General features: G+C 67.6%; 17 protein-coding genes. 5 read left to right on the top strand and 12 right to left on the bottom strand.

Features of this window, described 5'->3' with window-relative positions:
• Nucleotides 1-717, top strand: a 717-nt coding sequence (locus tag AC1U2B_RS22965; RefSeq protein ID WP_480218592.1) for an APA family fibronectin-binding glycoprotein, incomplete at its 5' end; no start/stop codon positions are given.
• Between the two features lie 63 nt (nucleotides 718-780).
• Here the strand turns inward: AC1U2B_RS22965 and AC1U2B_RS22960 are convergent.
• Both AC1U2B_RS22960 and AC1U2B_RS22955 read right to left on the bottom strand, forming a co-directional pair.
• A complete protein-coding gene (locus tag AC1U2B_RS22960) occupies nucleotides 781-1,053 on the bottom strand; it encodes a GlsB/YeaQ/YmgE family stress response membrane protein (RefSeq protein WP_480218610.1) in 273 nt (90 codons plus the stop codon).
• Between the two features lie 109 nt (nucleotides 1,054-1,162).
• The gene (locus AC1U2B_RS22955) at nucleotides 1,163-1,921 is read right to left on the bottom strand and encodes a CPBP family intramembrane glutamic endopeptidase (protein ID WP_071286987.1); all 759 of its coding nucleotides are present in this window, start codon (nucleotides 1,919-1,921) and stop codon (nucleotides 1,163-1,165) included.
• Nucleotides 1,922-2,041: 120 nt separating this feature from the next.
• Between AC1U2B_RS22955 and AC1U2B_RS22950 the strand changes: the two genes are divergently transcribed.
• Nucleotides 2,042-3,508: an aldehyde dehydrogenase gene (locus AC1U2B_RS22950; protein ID WP_480218591.1), complete on the top strand. Its 1,467-nt coding sequence runs from the start codon at nucleotides 2,042-2,044 to the stop codon at nucleotides 3,506-3,508.
• Entirely contained in the window at nucleotides 3,498-4,970 is a 1,473-nt protein-coding gene (locus AC1U2B_RS22945; protein WP_480218590.1) for an acetyl-CoA acetyltransferase, read from the top strand. Before AC1U2B_RS22950 ends, AC1U2B_RS22945 begins: the two co-directional genes overlap by 11 nt.
• Nucleotides 4,971-4,982: 12 nt before the next feature.
• Here AC1U2B_RS22945 and AC1U2B_RS22940 read toward each other — a convergent pair whose 3' ends face one another.
• From AC1U2B_RS22940 to AC1U2B_RS22905, 8 genes are all read right to left on the bottom strand, one after another.
• Nucleotides 4,983-5,237, bottom strand: a complete 255-nt coding sequence (locus AC1U2B_RS22940) for an Ada metal-binding domain-containing protein (RefSeq protein WP_480218589.1) — start codon at nucleotides 5,235-5,237, stop codon at nucleotides 4,983-4,985.
• Nucleotides 5,234-5,944, bottom strand: coding sequence for a 2OG-Fe(II) oxygenase (locus tag AC1U2B_RS22935; protein ID WP_480218588.1), 711 nt, complete (start codon nucleotides 5,942-5,944; stop codon nucleotides 5,234-5,236). Before AC1U2B_RS22935 ends, AC1U2B_RS22940 begins: the two co-directional genes overlap by 4 nt.
• Entirely contained in the window at nucleotides 5,941-6,555 is a 615-nt protein-coding gene (locus AC1U2B_RS22930) for a methylated-DNA--[protein]-cysteine S-methyltransferase (RefSeq protein ID WP_480218587.1), read from the bottom strand. The genes AC1U2B_RS22935 and AC1U2B_RS22930 overlap by 4 nt, the downstream gene beginning before the upstream one ends.
• The gene (locus AC1U2B_RS22925; RefSeq protein WP_480218586.1) at nucleotides 6,552-7,097 is read right to left on the bottom strand and encodes an RNA polymerase sigma factor; all 546 of its coding nucleotides are present in this window, start codon (nucleotides 7,095-7,097) and stop codon (nucleotides 6,552-6,554) included. The genes AC1U2B_RS22930 and AC1U2B_RS22925 overlap by 4 nt, the downstream gene beginning before the upstream one ends.
• A 91-nt stretch (nucleotides 7,098-7,188) precedes the next feature.
• The gene (locus AC1U2B_RS22920) at nucleotides 7,189-8,454 is read right to left on the bottom strand and encodes an HNH endonuclease signature motif containing protein (protein WP_480218585.1); all 1,266 of its coding nucleotides are present in this window, start codon (nucleotides 8,452-8,454) and stop codon (nucleotides 7,189-7,191) included.
• Nucleotides 8,455-8,659: 205 nt separating this feature from the next.
• Complete coding sequence (locus tag AC1U2B_RS22915) at nucleotides 8,660-9,199, bottom strand: GNAT family N-acetyltransferase (protein ID WP_480218584.1); 540 nt, start codon at nucleotides 9,197-9,199, stop codon at nucleotides 8,660-8,662.
• Between the two features lie 60 nt (nucleotides 9,200-9,259).
• Nucleotides 9,260-10,492, bottom strand: coding sequence for an NAD(P)/FAD-dependent oxidoreductase (locus AC1U2B_RS22910; protein WP_480218583.1), 1,233 nt, complete (start codon nucleotides 10,490-10,492; stop codon nucleotides 9,260-9,262).
• Between the two features lie 88 nt (nucleotides 10,493-10,580).
• Nucleotides 10,581-10,913: a TfoX/Sxy family protein gene (locus AC1U2B_RS22905; RefSeq protein WP_043392208.1), complete on the bottom strand. Its 333-nt coding sequence runs from the start codon at nucleotides 10,911-10,913 to the stop codon at nucleotides 10,581-10,583.
• Nucleotides 10,914-10,999: 86 nt separating this feature from the next.
• On the opposite strand from AC1U2B_RS22905, the gene AC1U2B_RS22900 reads away from it, so the two are divergent.
• Complete coding sequence (locus tag AC1U2B_RS22900) at nucleotides 11,000-12,049, top strand: ABC transporter permease (protein ID WP_480218582.1); 1,050 nt, start codon at nucleotides 11,000-11,002, stop codon at nucleotides 12,047-12,049.
• 3 nt (nucleotides 12,050-12,052) lie between these two features.
• Complete coding sequence (locus AC1U2B_RS22895; protein WP_480218581.1) at nucleotides 12,053-13,069, top strand: ABC transporter ATP-binding protein; 1,017 nt, start codon at nucleotides 12,053-12,055, stop codon at nucleotides 13,067-13,069.
• A gap of 3 nt (nucleotides 13,070-13,072) precedes the next feature.
• On the opposite strand, the gene AC1U2B_RS22890 is transcribed toward AC1U2B_RS22895, so the two are convergent.
• Nucleotides 13,073-13,462: a nitroreductase family deazaflavin-dependent oxidoreductase gene (locus tag AC1U2B_RS22890; RefSeq protein ID WP_480218580.1), complete on the bottom strand. Its 390-nt coding sequence runs from the start codon at nucleotides 13,460-13,462 to the stop codon at nucleotides 13,073-13,075.
• Between the two features lie 85 nt (nucleotides 13,463-13,547).
• A complete protein-coding gene (lon, locus tag AC1U2B_RS22885) occupies nucleotides 13,548-15,905 on the bottom strand; it encodes an endopeptidase La (RefSeq protein WP_480218579.1) in 2,358 nt (785 codons plus the stop codon).
• Nucleotide 15,906 lies beyond the last annotated feature (1 nt).

Genomic DNA, 15,906 nt, shown 5'->3' with positions numbered 1-15,906 from the left:
CCCGGCGCCCCGGCAGCGCCCGCCGCCCCCGGAGCCACTCCGGCCGGCGCCCCGGCGCCCGCGCCTGAGCCCGGCCGCGTCAACAACGACGCCGGTGGCTTCAGTTACGTCGTGCCGCAGGGCTGGAAGATCGCCGACGCCACGCAGCTGTCGTACGGTCAGGCGCTGCTGACCCGGGTTCCGGCCGCAGGCGCGGAGCAGGCTCCGAGCGACACCAGCGTTCTGCTGGGCCGGCTGGACCTGAAGCTGTTCGCCGGCGCCGAGTCCGACAACGGCAAGGCCGCCAACCGGTTGGCCTCGGACATGGGTGAGTTCTTCATGCCGTTCCCGGGTACCCGCGTCGGCCAGGAGACCACCGCGCTGACCGCGGGGAACCTGCCGGGTGCGGCCTCGTTCTACGAGGTGAAGTTCACCGACACCGGTAAGCCGAACGGCCAGATCTGGGCGGGCGTCGTCGGCAACCCGCCGCCGGACGCCACCATCCGCAGCCAGCGCAACCCGCAGCGGTGGTTCGTGGTGTGGCTGGGTTCGGGCAACCACCCGGTCGACAAGGCCGCCGCGGTGACGCTGGCCCAGTCGATCCGCCCGTGGAACCCGCCGCCTCCGCCGCCGGTCGACCCGAACGCTCCGCCGAAGCCCGCTGATCCGGCCCACCCGATGGTCGGCGTGCCGGTGCCGGTGACGAACGCCCCGCCCGAGATGGCCCCCGCGGGGTAGCAGCCGAAAAATTGAGGACCGTGCCCGGTTGGGCACGGTCCTCAATTCATTTCTGCGCGAGCGCTAGGTCGAACTCTTCGACTTCACGAAGCGGTAGATCAACACCAGGATCACCGCGCCGACCAGGGCGCCCCAGAACGAGTGGGCGATGGGCGGACGGAAGTCGAGCTTGTGCGGCGCATAGAGGATGCTGCTCAACGTGCCGCCGACGTAACCACCGGCGACGCCAAGCACACACGTGAGAATCCACCCCATGTCGTCTTTCCCCGGCACGACGAACCGGGCAATGGCTCCGACGATGAGGCCGAGAAGTAGCAACCAGACGATATGCATCATTGCCATGACCTTTCGTGACATTGACTGATACATCTCGAGGCTAGCCCGGTGCAACGAGCCACAACGAGGTCTGAACCGCAGCGATCTGGTGACGGTTAGGGGTGTGGTCCTAGCTGAAGTGCCAGACCGCGGCGGCGGCGAGCGCGCCCATGCCGTTCAGCGACCAGTGCAGGGCGATCGGGGCGAGCAGGCTGCCGGACCGGCGTCGCAGCCAGGTGAAGACGAATCCCGCGGCAGCCGTGGCGACGACTGCCATCGCCACGCCGGCGATCATGCCGACCACCCCGCCGCCGAAGACCCGGGTGAATCCGACGTTGCTGCTGGTCAGGCCCAGTGAGGTGGCGATGTGCCAGAGTCCGAACAGCAGCGAACCGGCGGCGGCGACGCCGCGGAAGCCCCAGGCCCGGTCGAGCGTGCCGTGCAGGACGCCGCGGAACGCGAGTTCCTCGGGAATGACGGTCTGTAGCGGGATCACGATCATCGAGGCCAGCAACGCGCCGGAAATGGTCGCGTAGTGGTTGTTCAGGAACATCGGCCGAGTCCAGGGCAGGAGCACACCTGCGGCGATCACCGATCCGACGAGCAGGATCGCGCCGAGCGCGTAGCGCATGCCGGTCCGCCAGTGGGCGCGGCCGAGCCCGAGCTCGGTCCAGCCGAGGCCCCGTTTGCGCACCAGGGCGACCAGTCCGAGCGCCGCGAGGGGCACGACGACGATGTTCGCCCAGGGGGTGGTGAAGTGGGCCAGCAGGTTGGTCGCGACCAGGACGGCCACCACCACGGCCACATCGATGTAGACGCGCGGGTGCCGCACGGCTGCTGAGCCGGTCGGTAGGCATGGTGCAGCGGCGGCTGCCGAGGCGTCGATCATCTGTGGTGAGTGTACCGATAGAGGGCAAAGGGCCAGGTCACGCTGGTTGGCGGCGACCCGCTAACGTGTGGTTGTGGAGCCGCTCACAGGGTCCGCCGTCACCGCCGAAGGAGTGCCCGGATGTCCGTGATCGACGACAGCGCAAGGATTTTCGTCGGCGGACAGTTCCGCCCGGCCACGGCCTCGACCCCGGTGCTGGAAGCCGCGACCGGGACGCTGCTCGGCCTGGGCGCCGCGGCAGGCCCGGACGAGGTCGACGCGGCCGTCGCGGCGGCGGGAGCGGCGCTGGCGGGCTGGAGTGCGACGCCGCCAACCGAGCGCGCTGCCGTGCTGAACCGGCTGGCCGACGAGCTGCTGGCCCGTTCGGTCTCGACCAACGAACTGTGCACGCGCGAGAACGGCATGCCGATCCGGTTGTCCCGCGGCGCGAACGGCCGCTTCCCCGCCGCACTGCTGCAGTACTACGCCGGCCTGATCACCGGGACCCCGGCGGAAGAGATTCGTCCGGCGGCCATCGGACACACCATCGTGCGCCGCGAACCGGTGGGCGTGGTCGGGGCGATCGTGCCGTGGAACTACCCGCAGGCGCTGGCGGCGTTCAAGTTGGCGCCGGCGCTGGCGGCCGGCTGCACCGTGGTGCTCAAGGCCTCACCCGAGACGGCGCTGGATGCCTTGGTGTTCGCCGAGGCTGCGCAGGCGGCGGGCCTACCGGCCGGCGTGCTGAATGTCATCGCGGGCGGGCCCGACACCGGAGCGCGTCTGGTCTCCCATCCCGGCGTCGACAAGGTGTCCTTCACCGGATCGACCGCAGTCGGACGGCAGATCGCCGAGGCCTGCGGGCGCCTCCTGCGGCCGGTCACCCTGGAACTGGGCGGTAAGTCGGCCGCCGTCGTTCTCGAGGACGCTGATCTGGAGACGACGATCAACGGGCTGAAGTCGGCGGCGTTCGTCAACAACGGCCAGACGTGCCACCTGAACTCGCGGATTCTGGTACCGCGGTCCCGGTATGACGAGATGGTCGACGCGCTGGCCGCGCTGGCGTCCGGGCTGAATGTCGGTGACCCGCTGGAGAAGTCGACGGACGTCGGCCCGCTGGTGAGCGCCCGTCAGCGCGACCGGGTGCTCGGCTACATCGAAGCCGGAAAGGCGGATGGCGCCAAAATCGTTGCCGGCGGCGGCGTTCCGGCCGATCAACCCGACGGCTGGTTCGTCTCGCCGACGGTGTTCGTCGATGTGGACAATGCCTCCCGCATCGCGCAGGAGGAGATCTTCGGCCCGGTCCTCGCGGTGATTCCGTATGAGACCGAGCAGCAGGCCGTCGTGCTCGCCAACGACAGCGAGTACGGCCTCGGCGGGACGGTGTGGTCGGCCGATGCCGAACGCGCCACCGACATCGCCCGCGCCATCCGCAGCGGGACGGTCGGCGTCAACGACTACCAATTGGACATGGCGGCGCCGTTCGGTGGGGTGAAAGCCAGTGGCCTGGGCCGCGAACTCGGGCCCGAGGGGCTGGCCGCCTACCAGAGCATCAAATCGATCTACCGCGTCGGACCCGCATCCGGAGAGGAATCCCTCAGTGTCCTTTGATCCCCGAACCCCGGTGCTGGTCGGCTACGGCCAGGTGAACCAGTGCGACGAGAACCCGGGTGGCGAGCCGGTCGACCTCATGGAAGCCGCGGCGCGGGAGGCGGCCGATGCCCGCGTCCTCGAGTCGGTTGACGCGGTGCGCATCGTCAACGTGTTCTCGCTGCGGTACCGCGACCCGGGTCTACTGCTGGCGCAGCGGATCGGCGCACCCGATGCCGTCACCCGGTACAGCCCGGTCGGCGGCAATGTGCCCCAGTCGTTGGTCAACCAAGCCTGCCTGGACATCCAGCAGGGCCGCAACGACGTGGTGTTGATCGCCGGCGGCGAAACCTGGCGTACCCGAACGCGGTTGAAGGCGCGTGGTGAGCGACTGGCCGGCACACAGCAGGACGAGTCGGTGCCGATGGCGCCCAGCGACCCCGATGTGGACATGGTGGGGCCGGCCGAGCTGCGCATCGGTCTGGTGGCGCCATCGCACGTGTACCCGATGTTCGAGCAGGCACTGCGCATCGCTGCGGGGGAGACGCCGGAGGAGCACCGGCAGCGGATCGGCGAGTTGTGGTCGCGGTTCAGCCAAGTGGCAGAAGGCAATTCACATGCCTGGAGTCGGGAATCGGTGCCCGCGGAACAGATCTGGCAGCCCGGTCCGGACAACCGGATGATCAGCTGGCCGTACACAAAGCTGATGAACTCCAACAACATGGTCGACCAGGGCGCGGCGCTGATCCTCACCTCGGTGGGCAAGGCGGAAGAGCTGCAGATTCCCAGGGACCGTTGGGTTTTCCCGTATGCGGGTACTGATGCCCATGATCCGTACGTGCTGGGTGAGCGGGGCAGTTTTTCGGAGTCGCCAGCCATCCGGATTGCGGGCCGCCGGGTGCTGGAACTGACCGGCCTCGGCGTCGATGACATCGACGCGGTCGACGTGTACTCCTGTTTTCCTTCGGCAGTGCAGGTGGCGGCGCGGGAATTGGGGCTGGCCCTGGATGATCCGCAGCGGCCGCTGACGGTGACCGGAGGCCTGACGTTCGCCGGCGGGCCGTGGAACAACTACGTCTCTCATTCGATCGCCACCATGGCCGAACGGTTGGCTGCCAATCCCGGCCAGGTCGGCCTGATCACGGCCAACGGCGGATACCTCACCAAACACAGCTTCGGTGTGTACGGCACCCGGCAGCCGACACATGAATTCCGTTGGGAAGATGTGCAATCCGAGGTCGATGCCGAACCTACGGTAGGGGCCGAGAATGAGTGGTCGGGCACCGGCACGGTAGAGGCCTGGACGACGCCGGTGACCCGCGAGGGCGCTCCCGAGAAGATCTTCGTCGCCGTCCGCACGCCCAGCGGTAGCCGGGCGCTTGCGGTGATCACCGATCCGTCGCAGGCCGAGGCCAGCACCCGCGAGGATCTCGCGGGTGCCAAGGTCACCGTCAAGCCGGACGGCACCGCCGGGCTCGAGTGAAGCGCCCGCGTCTCACCGCGCTGCCTTCCACTGCCGGTATTCCTGGGGCAGGCAGACCGCGCAGGGGCGGTATCCCGCTGCGACGGCGACATTTTCGTCGGCGAAGAAGACTCGTTGGGTGACGTAGCCGCCGGCGGCGATCGCCCGCAGCGCCGAGGTGCAGTCCAGACGCCCGTAGAGCTTGTTGCGCCGATGCCCACCCACGCGCCCCGGTGTCGCGCTGTCGTAGGGCCGGCCGCTGGCGTCGGTCAGCGTGTAGCTGGTCATGCGGCGTCGTGGAAGATCAGGCCGAGGGTCATGCGGGACCCGGAACGCAGCGTGGACACGCCATGACGGACCGGGCCGACGGCCCAGCCGCGTTTCGACGGTACCGGCCGCTCGCGGGTGGTGATCACCAGCCCATGCCCGAACGGGATGGAGATGGCCGAGCCACGAGACTGCGCGCGCGGTCGCTGCTCGTAGAGCAGGAATTCCCCACCGGTGTAATCGACTTCGGGCCGCGTCAGGTTGATGACGACCTGCAGCGGAAAAACCAAGTCCCCGTACAGATCCTGGTGCAGGGCGCACCAACCGCCGGCGCCGTACTTGAGCAGCAATGCGGTGGTTCTGGTCTGCCCTGCTCGGTGGCAGGTATCGAGCCAGTCGTCGAAACTGTCGGGCCAGGGCGGCTCGCGACGCAGTCTGGTCCACCAGTCTCGCGCGATCGGCAGCAGGTGCGGGTAGAGCGCGTATTTGAGCTCGGTGACGATCTCGGGGTAGGGCCGGTGGAAGTAGCGGTACTGGCCTTCACCGAACCGGTAGCGGGCCATGTCGATGGTCGAGCGGAAGCGCGTCGCATCGGGGTAGATCGTGGCCAGCTCGGCGGCCTCGGCCGGCGTGACGAGCGGTCCGGTCAACGCACCACCGACGGTCTCGAGCTCGGTTCGGACGGCTTCCCAATCGGTGGCCGCGACGCGCTGCTGCCAGATGCTCATGCCGCGGCCTCCAGATCCAGCAGCAGACGTTTGGCCTCCGGGCCGCCGAGGTAGCCGCCCATCGCGCCGTCGCTACGGACCACGCGGTGACACGGAACCACCACGGGCAGTGGGTTTTTCGCACATGCGGTGCCCACCGCCCGCACTGCTTTGGGGCTACCGGCCAGCGCGGCGACCTCGGCGTAGCTGGCCGTCCGTCCGTAGCCGATCTCGGGCAGGTGGTGCAGCACCGCGGCGCGGAACCCAGCGGCCAGCCGCCAATCCAGCGGTACGTCGAAGGTACGTCGGGCCCGGCCGAAGTACTCGTCGAGTTCGCGGGCAACGGCGTCGAGCCGTGCCGGTGCCAGCAGGATGCGGGGGCTCACCTTGTCGGCGAGCTGCTGCAGCACGGCGTCGTGGTCTTCGCGGGCGTAGGCGACGCGGATCAGGCCCTGGTCGGTGGCCGCCAGGAGCAGCGGTCCGACCGGGCTGTCGACGGTGCGGTAGGCGACGTCGAGGACTCCGTCCCGCCCTGCCGCGGCGGCCAGCCGGTTGTGCAGGTCGGCCAATTTGTCGGGGCCGGGTTCGGTGATGCGCGCCAGTTCACCGGTGATGATGTCGCCGTTGATCATTGCGGACTCCTTCCTGTGTCCTTCTGAGGCGCGGTGACCGCGACGAGCTCGCCGAGGTAGGTGCGTCGTAGTGTCGCGATGCCGTCGCTGGCGGCGCGGCGTGCGGCCGCGGCGGTGCCGCCCAGAATCTCGGCGACCTCGTTGTAGGGCAGGCCGGCCAGATAGTGATAGGCCACGGCGTGCTTCTGCTTGTGGGGTAGCTGGTCGACCGCAGCGGCCAGGTCGTCGAAGTCGCGGGTGTCGCGCGGACCCGCTGTCTCAGGGACCACGTCGGTAGGGATCGGCTGGCGCGTCCGGGTCCTGGTGATGTCGATGGCTTTGTGGTGCGCGATGGTGACCAGCCAGGCCTCGAGATTCGCGTCCGATGGCAGATCTGGGTAGGCCTTCATGGCTGCCAGGAACGTCTCCGACCAGGCATCATCGGCGTCGTATGCACCGACGACGGCGCAACAGACCCGAAAGACCGTGGGGCCGTGGTTTCGGACCACGGCCTCGAATGGCTCTTTGGCTTTCACACCCTGTAGACGCTCCGACTCCGGCATTTGTGAGGTCGATCCTCACCGATTTTCCGATGGTAGGTGTCCGTCGGTGGGGGCCGGCCTGATCCGGGTGTGGTGTCGCGGGTGGTCCCGTCTAGTTCGTCGACGGTGTGGGTGGTGGCTGGAAGGGTTGGTACCACCACCATTGGGCACGTTCCCCGGTGGGGCCGGGGCACGGCGGGACGTTCGGCGGCGGGGTGGTCGGCGGCCTTGCCAGAGACCGGTTGGTCAGTGGTTGTCCGGCGGCGTCGGTGACGACGAGTCGGTCGGCGGGTCCGGTGATGGTGATGCCACCTTTGTGGTGCAGCCGATGGTGGTACGGGCACACCAACACCAAATTGTGCAGTTCGGTGACGCCGCCGTCCTCCCAATGAATGACGTGGTGGGCGTGCAGGCCGCGGGTGGCGCCGCACCCCGGCACCACACAGCAGCGGTCACGATGCTCCAGCGCGCGGCGCAGCCGGCGGTTGATGGTGCGGGTGCTGCGGCCGGCGCCGATCGGCTGGCCGTGCTTTTCGAGCCACAGTTCGCACGTGGCGTCACATAGCAGGTATGCGCGTTCGTCGTCGGTCAGTGCCGGGCCCAGATGCAGTGCGGCCGTGTCGTGTTCGACATCCAGATGCACGATCACCGTGGTGTGCTGCCCGTGCGGGCGGCGCTCGACATCGGAATCCCAGCCCGCGTCGACCAGGCTCATGAACCCGTCCACCTGATTCGGGAACGGCGGCGCCTCATCCGACACACCCTCGTCGTTCTCGTGGTCACGTTTCCAGTCCGCGACCAACGCATCCTGATGCGAGGCCAGGGCCGCATCGAACTTCGCCGCCTCCAGCTTCGGCAACCGGATCGTGTACGTCGTCGACCCGTCATCGTGGGTGGTCTTCTTGATCGACCGCTCAGGATCCGGCGTCGACTCCGACTCGGGCTCGGGCTCCGGGCGCGGCTCGAGCTTCACGGCCGTGCGCAACTGGGTCACGGTGGCGCTTTCTGCGAACTGGGCATAGTGCTCATCAGAACCCTCGGCCGCGTGTTCGGCGACCACCCCGACCTGATCCAACGACAACCGGCCCTCACGCATCGCCTCAGCGCACCGCGGAAACTCCTCCAGACGGTGCGCGACCGCCACCATCACCTCCGCATTGCGCGGCGACACCCCGGTTTTCCACGCCACCAACGACGTGAGCGACCGGGCACCGGTGGCGCCCCACAACCCGTCACGATCGATCTCGGCCGCAATTTCCACCAGCCGCGCGTCGATCGCGTTGCGCTGCCCGGTCAGCTCACCGATCTCATCGAAGAACGCATCGATACGCTCACACGGCGACGCCTCAACATCGAAAGCCGTTGCAGCGCTGGACATGACACCATCAAAGCAGAAGGGTATGACAAGTTTTCCTGCTAGAAAGCATCGAACGGAGCGGCCGAATCGGAATCTCCGTCAAACGTTGAAACCACTTGTGCGCGCCGAATGTTCGAGCAGTGTCGTCGAGACCCAACGAAGATTGACAAGACACGCCCGCCCACTTCGACAGAGGGCGAGGCACGACCTGATCAGCCTCGAAGCCCTAGAAATGAGACTGCGGATGATCTGCGATTTGCACTGCCCGCTGATAGCGCACTTCATCGACTGGATGATCGCCGATGGAGTCGGTGCGTTGTGTACCGTCGCAGCGCCACCCCGCCGATTCATAGAAGCGACGGGCTCGATCGTTTCCCGATAGAACCCACAGTGCGGCCCTGTCATAGCCGCGGCTACCCAGGTACGCGCAACCAGCGGTCATGAGGCGGTGTCCGATCCCGCTGCCCCACCTGTGCGGGTCAACATAGATTGCCCAGATCTCTCCACTGCCTTGGAGGTCATCGTCTCGGCAACGACCCGTGGTGACGTGGCCGCAGACCGTGTCTCCGGCAATAGCGACGTGAGTGAAGGGACCTTCGGGGTTCATCTGTTCGAAGGCATACCGACCAGCCCTGTCTTCGGGTCGCAAGGCATCGAGGTAAGTGGCCGGAATCAAGCCGCGGTAGCCGACTTGCCATGACCGGACATGCGCCTCCGCAACAGCCATCGCGTCCGCCGAAACAGCTTCCCTGATGGTGACATGCATAGGCAATCGTGACAGCACGCCTGCATTGGAATCAAAGGAATTTCGGCTTGGCGACGCGCGTCAACCCGCCAGCGCAGCCAGCGACACCGACGGATCGGCCAGCGCCTCGGCATCGACCGTTCGGCGGGATCGGATGAGCTGCTTGATGTCGTCAAGGCCTTCCCAGATGTTGACGTTCATGCCGGCCAGCACCCGGTGCCTGTTGTCCAGCCAGAACATCGTGAATTCGCGCTTCTCGAGGTCTCCGCGCGTGACGGCCAGCTGGTACTGCGGCGCGTAGCCGACGTACTCCATGCCAAGGTCGAACTGATCGGTGAAGAAGTACGGCAACTCATCGTAAGTGCCTGGCGTGCCGAGCATTCCGGCTACAGCGACAGCCGGCTGCTTGAGGGCGTTGGCCCAGTGCTCGGTGCGGATCGGGACGCCGAACAACGGATGTTCAGCGGCCGCGATGTCGCCCACGGCGTAGATGTCGTCGTCGCTGCTCTTGAGCGACTCGTCGACCGCGATACCGCTGTGGGCAATCACCAGCCCGGACCGTTCGGCGACTTCGATGTTCGGCATGGCACCGACCGCGACCAGAACCGCGTCGGCCTCGACGGTGGAACCGTCGCCGAGCCGCAGCCCCGTCGCCTTGTGATCGGCGGTGGTGATCTCGTCGACCGTGGTGCCCAGCCGCAGATCGACGCCGTGGTCGCGGTGCAGGCCGACGAACACCTCTGCGGCTTCCCGGCCGAGGGAGGCCAGCAGCGGCAGCGCGGCGGATTCCACCACCGTGACGTCGGTGCCCAGCCCACGGGCGCTGGCCGCGACCTCGAGCCCGATCCAGCCGGCGCCGACGATCGCCAGCCGCCGGCCGTCACCGAGTTGAGCCAGCAGCTCGGTGGCGTCGTCGACGGTGCGCAAGTAGTACACGCCGTCGGCGTCGGAGCCGGGAATCGGTGGTTTGCGAGCGTGGGATCCGGTGGCCAGCAACAACTTGTCGTAATGCTCGTGATCACCGGAATTGAAGGCCACCATGTGTGCGGTGCGATCGAGCGTGGTGATTTCGGTACCCAGGCGCAGATCGACGTCGTGTTCGGCGTACCAGCTCTTGGGCTGCACCGTGAATTCCTCGATGGTCTTCTTGCCGGCCATGAATTCCTTGGACAGTGGCGGGCGTTCGTAGGGCAATCGGTCCTCGGCGCAGAACAACACGATCTGGCCCCCGAAGTCCTTGCCGCGCAGGGCTTCCGCGGCTTTGGCGCCTGCCAGTCCGCCGCCGATGATCACGAATGTGGGTGAGCTGGCCATGTCGGGGTTCCTTTCGACGGCAGTCGAGCAGCCGCGGCGTGCGGCCGCGTCCTATTCCACGCATACCCAGCCTCGCCGTGCGCAAACGCTATTTGGGCGGCAGTGTCCCCGCGTACCCGACACCGCGATCGACCCAGCTCTGCAGCTGCCGCTTGGTTTTCCAGCCGTCGGGCGCGACCCGCAGCCAACCGCGCATCTCTCGGCCGCCCATCACCATCAGGCTGACGTGCTGGCGTTCCAGCAACTTGTCAGTGTCGTCGGGCGCAACGCGAACCAGCAGCCCACTGTCGTGACTGGCTGCGACCGACATGTTGCCGTTCACCAGGAAAGCCAGCCCGCCGAACATCCGCTTTTCGTCGATGCCGCCGACCGGGCCGAGCAGCTCACGGATCCGGTTGGCCAGATCCTCGTCATAGGCCATGGGGCCAGTGTCGCACCATTCACCGGGCGTGGTCGGCTTTGGCTATCTTGCCGTTGCGCGGTCAGCGAACACGTTAGATTTCTCGGGTGCTGATCGCGGCGTTGCGGGACCTGCAATGGCGGCGCCGCCGATTTCTCATCGCGGTCGTCGGAACTTCCTTCGTGTTCGCGATGACCCTGGTGCTCACCGGGCTGGCCAACGGGTTCCGCGTGGAGGCCAGCAATACCGTCAATTCACTGGGCATCGACTACTTCATGATCCAGAACGGGGCAGCCGGGCCGTTCCTGGGCTCGTCGCCGTTCGCGCAGACCGAAGTTGAACGCGCACAGAAGCTTCCGGGCGTGCAGGCGGCCGCCGCGGTTGTCTACGCAGGTACTACGGCGCTCGACAACGGGACGCCGCGCACCATGAATCTGTTCGGCGCACCCACCGCCGGGCCAGGTATGCCGGCGATGTCGCAGGGCCGCCCGCCCGCCACGCCGGACGAGATCGCGGTGTCGTCGACGCTGGGGCGCAAGATCGGCGACCAGATGCACATCGCCTCGCACAACCTGCAGGTCGTGGGGATCGTCAACAACTCGACGGTGCTGGCGCAGCAGCCCAACCTGTTCCTGACGACGCTCGGTGCGCAGCGCCTGGTGTACGGCGGGCAGCCCGTCATCGCGTCGGTCGGCATCCGGGGTAACCCGACCAAAGCGCTCGACGGCTACCGGCTGGTGGACCGGCACGGCGCCATTGATGACATGATGCGGCCGCTGAAGGTCGCGGTGGACGCCATCAGCATCATGGCCGTGCTGCTGTGGGTGGTGGCCGCAACGATCATCGGCATGTTCATCTACATGTCCGCGATGGAACGCACCCGCGATTTCGCGGTGTTCAAAGCCGTTGGGGTGAAGACGAAATCGATGATGGCCGGGCTGGCGATGCAGGCCGTATTCGTCGCCGTGTTCTCCGCGGCGATCGGCGTGCTGCTGGCGATGGGGCTCGGACCGATGTTCCCGATGCGGGTCGACGTGCCGGCCGGGGCCTACCTGTTGCTGCCGGTGGTGGCCATCACCATTGGGCTCATCGCCAGTCTGGCGGGCATGCGTAGAGCGGTGACGATAGATCCAGCGATGGCATTCGGGGGGCCATAGATCATGAGCGGCTTACAGATTCGTGACCTGGTGGTGGAATACGGCAAGTCCGCCGACAAGGTCAGGCCTATCGACAATTTCGAGCTGGAGCTGTCGGCGGGGTCGCTCGCGATCCTGTTGGGGCCCAGCGGTTGTGGGAAGACGACGTTGCTGTCGTGCATGGGAGGAATCCTCAAGCCCACGTCGGGCCAGATCCTGTTCGACGGTATCGACGTGACCACACTCGGACCCAAGGCGCTGACCGACTACCGCCGCAACACCGTCGGCATCGTGTTCCAGGCGTTCAACCTGGTGCCCAGCCTGACCGCCGCGGAGAACGTCATGGTGCCGATGCGGGCCGCGGGCATGAGCCGCAGCGCATCGCGGCAGCGCGCCGCGGAACTGCTCGACCGAGTTGGTCTGTCGCACCGGATGACGCACCGCCCCGGTGACATGTCGGGAGGACAGCAGCAGCGCGTCGCGGTGGCGCGCGCCATCGCTCTGGATCCGCCGCTGATCCTGGCCGACGAGCCGACGGCGCACCTGGACTTCATCCAGGTCGAGGAGGTGCTGCGGCTCATCCGGGAGTTGGCCGATGACCGCGTGGTGGTGGTCGCCACCCATGACAGCCGCATGCTGCCGCTGGCGGACCGGGTGGTCGAACTCGTCCCGACCGTCGCCGGCACCGAGCGGGAGCCCGAGGTCTTCGAGCTCGACGCGGGCGACCTGGTGTTCGAGCAGACCACCATCGGGGACCTGATCTACGTGGTCAGGGAGGGCCGGTTCGAGATCACCCGCGAGATGCCCGACGGCGAGACGATGCTGCTGTTCACCGCCGGACCGGGCGAATACTTCGGCGAGATCGGGCCGCTGTTCGGGATTCCGCGCACGGCGACGGTCCGTGCTCTCACCGACGGGGTCGTCGTCGGCTACACGGTGAAGGATTTCCGGGCCCGACTCGGCCCAGATCGGATCCACGAACTCATCGAGCACCGCGCGATCCACCTGGCCGACGAGGCACCGTCGGCCGATATCGCCTGAGAATCAAGCCAGGTCGACGCGCACCGATAGCAGGTCGGTGCCCATCACCCGCACCACGGCACTGTTCAGCTGGGGGAGTTGACGCAGCCGGGCGGCGGGGTCGTCGTCGGGCACCAGGTGGGCCGTGCCGGCGCGCCATTCCCCGTTGATACGTACGCGCACAGCGGGATTCGCCTTGATGTTGCGGACGAAATCAGCGTGGTCGCCGTGCTCGGAAACCAGCCAGAAGGCGCCGTCGATGACGCGGCCGCCGATCGCGGTGTGGCGGGGTTCGCCGGACTTGCGCCCGATGGTCTCGAGCATGGTCACCGGCAGCTGCCGGCCCACCGGATTGACGAGGCGGCGCTGCACGGTGTGGACCACGCGCCGTTTCACTTCGTTGAAGTTGGGCATGTCCCCATCTAACGCGAGCAGACCCAAATGTCCCACCACCATGAGGTGAACAGGAGCATTTGGGTCTGCTCGGGTTATCCAGTTGTCAGGCGGCGACAGTCGCAGCCTCGGCGGCCGGCTCCAGCGCCTGGGCGATGATGTCGGCCACGTCGGTCATCGGTCGCACATCGAGTGCGTCCAAGACCTCGGCCGGCACGTCGTCCAGATCTGGCTCGTTGCGTGACGGGATGAAAACTGTTGTCAGCCCGGCACGTTGGGCTGCCATCAGCTTCTGCTTGACCCCGCCGATGGGCAGCACCCGCCCGTTCAGCGTGACCTCGCCCGTCATCCCGACGTCGGAACGAACCTGACGTCCCGTGGCCATGGAGACCAGCGCGGTCACCATCGTCACGCCCGCAGATGGGCCATCCTTGGGCACCGCGCCCGCGGGCACGTGCACGTGGATGCGACGGTCCAGCGCGGCCGGGTCGACGCCGAGTTCGGCGGCGTGCGACCGCACGTAGGACAGGGCGATCTGCGCCGATTCCTTCATCACGTCGCCCAGCTGGCCGGTCAACTGCAGACCCGGTTCACCGTCGTTCGCGCCCGCCTCGATGTACAGGACGTCGCCACCCATGCCGGTGACGGCCAGACCCGTGGCCACTCCGGGCACCGCGGTGCGCTCGGCCGACTCCGGCATGAACCGGGGACGGCCCAGGTACTGGACCAGATCCGGCTCGTCCACCGTGACCGAGTCGACCCCGGTGGCCAACTTGGTCGTCACCTTCCGCAGCGCCTTGGCCAGCAGTCGCTCGAACTGCCGGACGCCCGGTTCGCGGGTGTAGTCCGCGGCGATCTTGCGCAGCGCGGCGTCCGTCACGGTCACCTCGTCGGTGGTCAACGCCGCCCGTTCGGCCTGCCGGGGCAGCAGGTAATCCCGGGCGATGGCGACCTTGTCGTCCTCGGTGTAGCCGTCGATGGTGACGAGCTCCATGCGGTCCAGCAGCGCCGACGGGATGTTCTCGATGACGTTTGCCGTCGCCAGGAACACCACGTCGGACAGGTCCAGATCCAGGTCCAGGTAGTGATCCCGGAATGTGTGGTTCTGCGCCGGGTCCAGCACCTCCAGCAGCGCCGCCGCCGGATCACCTCGGTAGTCGGAGCCCACCTTGTCGATCTCGTCAAGCAGCACAACGGGATTCATCGACCCGGCCTCACCGATGGCCCGCACGATGCGGCCCGGCAGCGCGCCGACGTAGGTACGCCGGTGCCCGCGAATCTCGGCCTCGTCGCGCACGCCGCCCAGGGCGACGCGGACGAACTTGCGGCCCAGCGCTCGCGCCACCGACTCACCGAGCGACGTCTTCCCGACGCCGGGCGGGCCGGCCAGCACCATCACCGCACCCGAACCCCGGCCGCCGACGACGGCCATGCCACGCTGTGCGCGACGGGCCCGCACCGCCAGGTACTCGACGATGCGGTCTTTCACGTCGTCCAGTCCATGGTGGTCGGCGTCCAGAATCTCCCGGGCAGCCTTCAGATCCGCCGAATCCTCGGTGCGCTCGTGCCACGGCAGGTCCAGCACCGTGTCCAGCCAGGTGCGGATCCAGCCGCCCTCAGGGGTCTGCTCGCTGGACCGCTCCAGCTTGCCGACCTCACGCAGCGCCGCCTCCCGCACCTTCTCGGGCAGATCGGCCGCCTCGATCCGGGTCCGGTAGTCCGCGGGCTCCTCGGTCCCGGCGCTACCGTCCAGCTCGCCCAGCTCCTTGCGGATGGCGTCCAGCTGCTGGCGCAGCAGGAATTCCTTCTGCCGCTTGTCCATTCCGGAGCGGACGTCTTCGGCGATCTTGTCGTTCACCTCGACCTCGGCCAGGTGCTCGCCGGTCCACTCGACCAGCCTCCTCAACCGTTCGGCCACGTCGGCGGTCTCCAGGAGCTCGCGCTTCTGCACGTCGGTCAGGTACGACGCGTAGCCGGCGGTGTCGGCCAGGGCCGACGGTTCACTGATCTGGTTGACGGCGTCGACGATCTGCCACGCCTCCCGGCGCTGCAGCACGGCCAGCAGCAACTTCTTGTATTCGGCTGCCAGCGCGCGGGTTTCGTCGGTGGCTTCAGGCTCGTCAACCTCATCGACCAGCACCCACAGCGCGCTACCCGGGCCGGTGGTGCCGGAACCGATGTGCGCGCGGCGCTCGCCGCGGACGACGGCCGCGGCGCCGCCGCCGGGCACCCGCCCGACCTGGACGATCGACGCCAGGACACCGTGAGTGGGGTAGCGGTCGTCGAGGCGAGGTGCGATGAGCAGCTTGCCGGCCTCGCCGGCGGCAGCAGCGGCCTGGGCCGCGTCGACCGCGGCACGCGCCGCATCATCGAGTTCGATGGGCACGACCATGCCCGGCAGGACGATCGGCTCGGTGACAAACAGGACGGGAACAGCGATGGGTGCTGTTGTGGCGTCAGACATC

The organism is Mycolicibacterium sp. P4_G11 (genome assembly GCF_056555145.1).
This window is presented reverse-complemented; position numbering and strand designations above follow the sequence as displayed.

Excerpts from the sequence above, each read along its gene's own strand:
- AC1U2B_RS22920 (WP_480218585.1), bottom strand. The coding sequence starts at position 8,454 with ATGTCCAGCGCTGCAACGGCTTTCGATGTTGAGGCGTCGCCGTGTGAG.
- AC1U2B_RS22890 (WP_480218580.1), bottom strand. The coding sequence starts at position 13,462 with ATGCCCAACTTCAACGAAGTGAAACGGCGCGTGGTCCACACCGTGCAG.
- AC1U2B_RS22895 (WP_480218581.1), top strand. The coding sequence starts at position 12,053 with ATGAGCGGCTTACAGATTCGTGACCTGGTGGTGGAATACGGCAAGTCC.
- AC1U2B_RS22935 (WP_480218588.1), bottom strand. The coding sequence starts at position 5,944 with ATGAGCATCTGGCAGCAGCGCGTCGCGGCCACCGATTGGGAAGCCGTC.
- AC1U2B_RS22950 (WP_480218591.1), top strand. The coding sequence starts at position 2,042 with ATGTCCGTGATCGACGACAGCGCAAGGATTTTCGTCGGCGGACAGTTC.
- AC1U2B_RS22910 (WP_480218583.1), bottom strand. The coding sequence starts at position 10,492 with ATGGCCAGCTCACCCACATTCGTGATCATCGGCGGCGGACTGGCAGGC.
- AC1U2B_RS22925 (WP_480218586.1), bottom strand. The coding sequence starts at position 7,097 with ATGCCGGAGTCGGAGCGTCTACAGGGTGTGAAAGCCAAAGAGCCATTC.
- AC1U2B_RS22960 (WP_480218610.1), bottom strand. The coding sequence starts at position 1,053 with ATGATGCATATCGTCTGGTTGCTACTTCTCGGCCTCATCGTCGGAGCC.
- lon (WP_480218579.1), bottom strand. The coding sequence starts at position 15,905 with ATGTCTGACGCCACAACAGCACCCATCGCTGTTCCCGTCCTGTTTGTC.
- AC1U2B_RS22940 (WP_480218589.1), bottom strand. The coding sequence starts at position 5,237 with ATGACCAGCTACACGCTGACCGACGCCAGCGGCCGGCCCTACGACAGC.
- AC1U2B_RS22955 (WP_071286987.1), bottom strand. The coding sequence starts at position 1,921 with ATGATCGACGCCTCGGCAGCCGCCGCTGCACCATGCCTACCGACCGGC.
- AC1U2B_RS22905 (WP_043392208.1), bottom strand. The coding sequence starts at position 10,913 with ATGGCCTATGACGAGGATCTGGCCAACCGGATCCGTGAGCTGCTCGGC.
- AC1U2B_RS22915 (WP_480218584.1), bottom strand. The coding sequence starts at position 9,199 with ATGCATGTCACCATCAGGGAAGCTGTTTCGGCGGACGCGATGGCTGTT.
- AC1U2B_RS22930 (WP_480218587.1), bottom strand. The coding sequence starts at position 6,555 with ATGATCAACGGCGACATCATCACCGGTGAACTGGCGCGCATCACCGAA.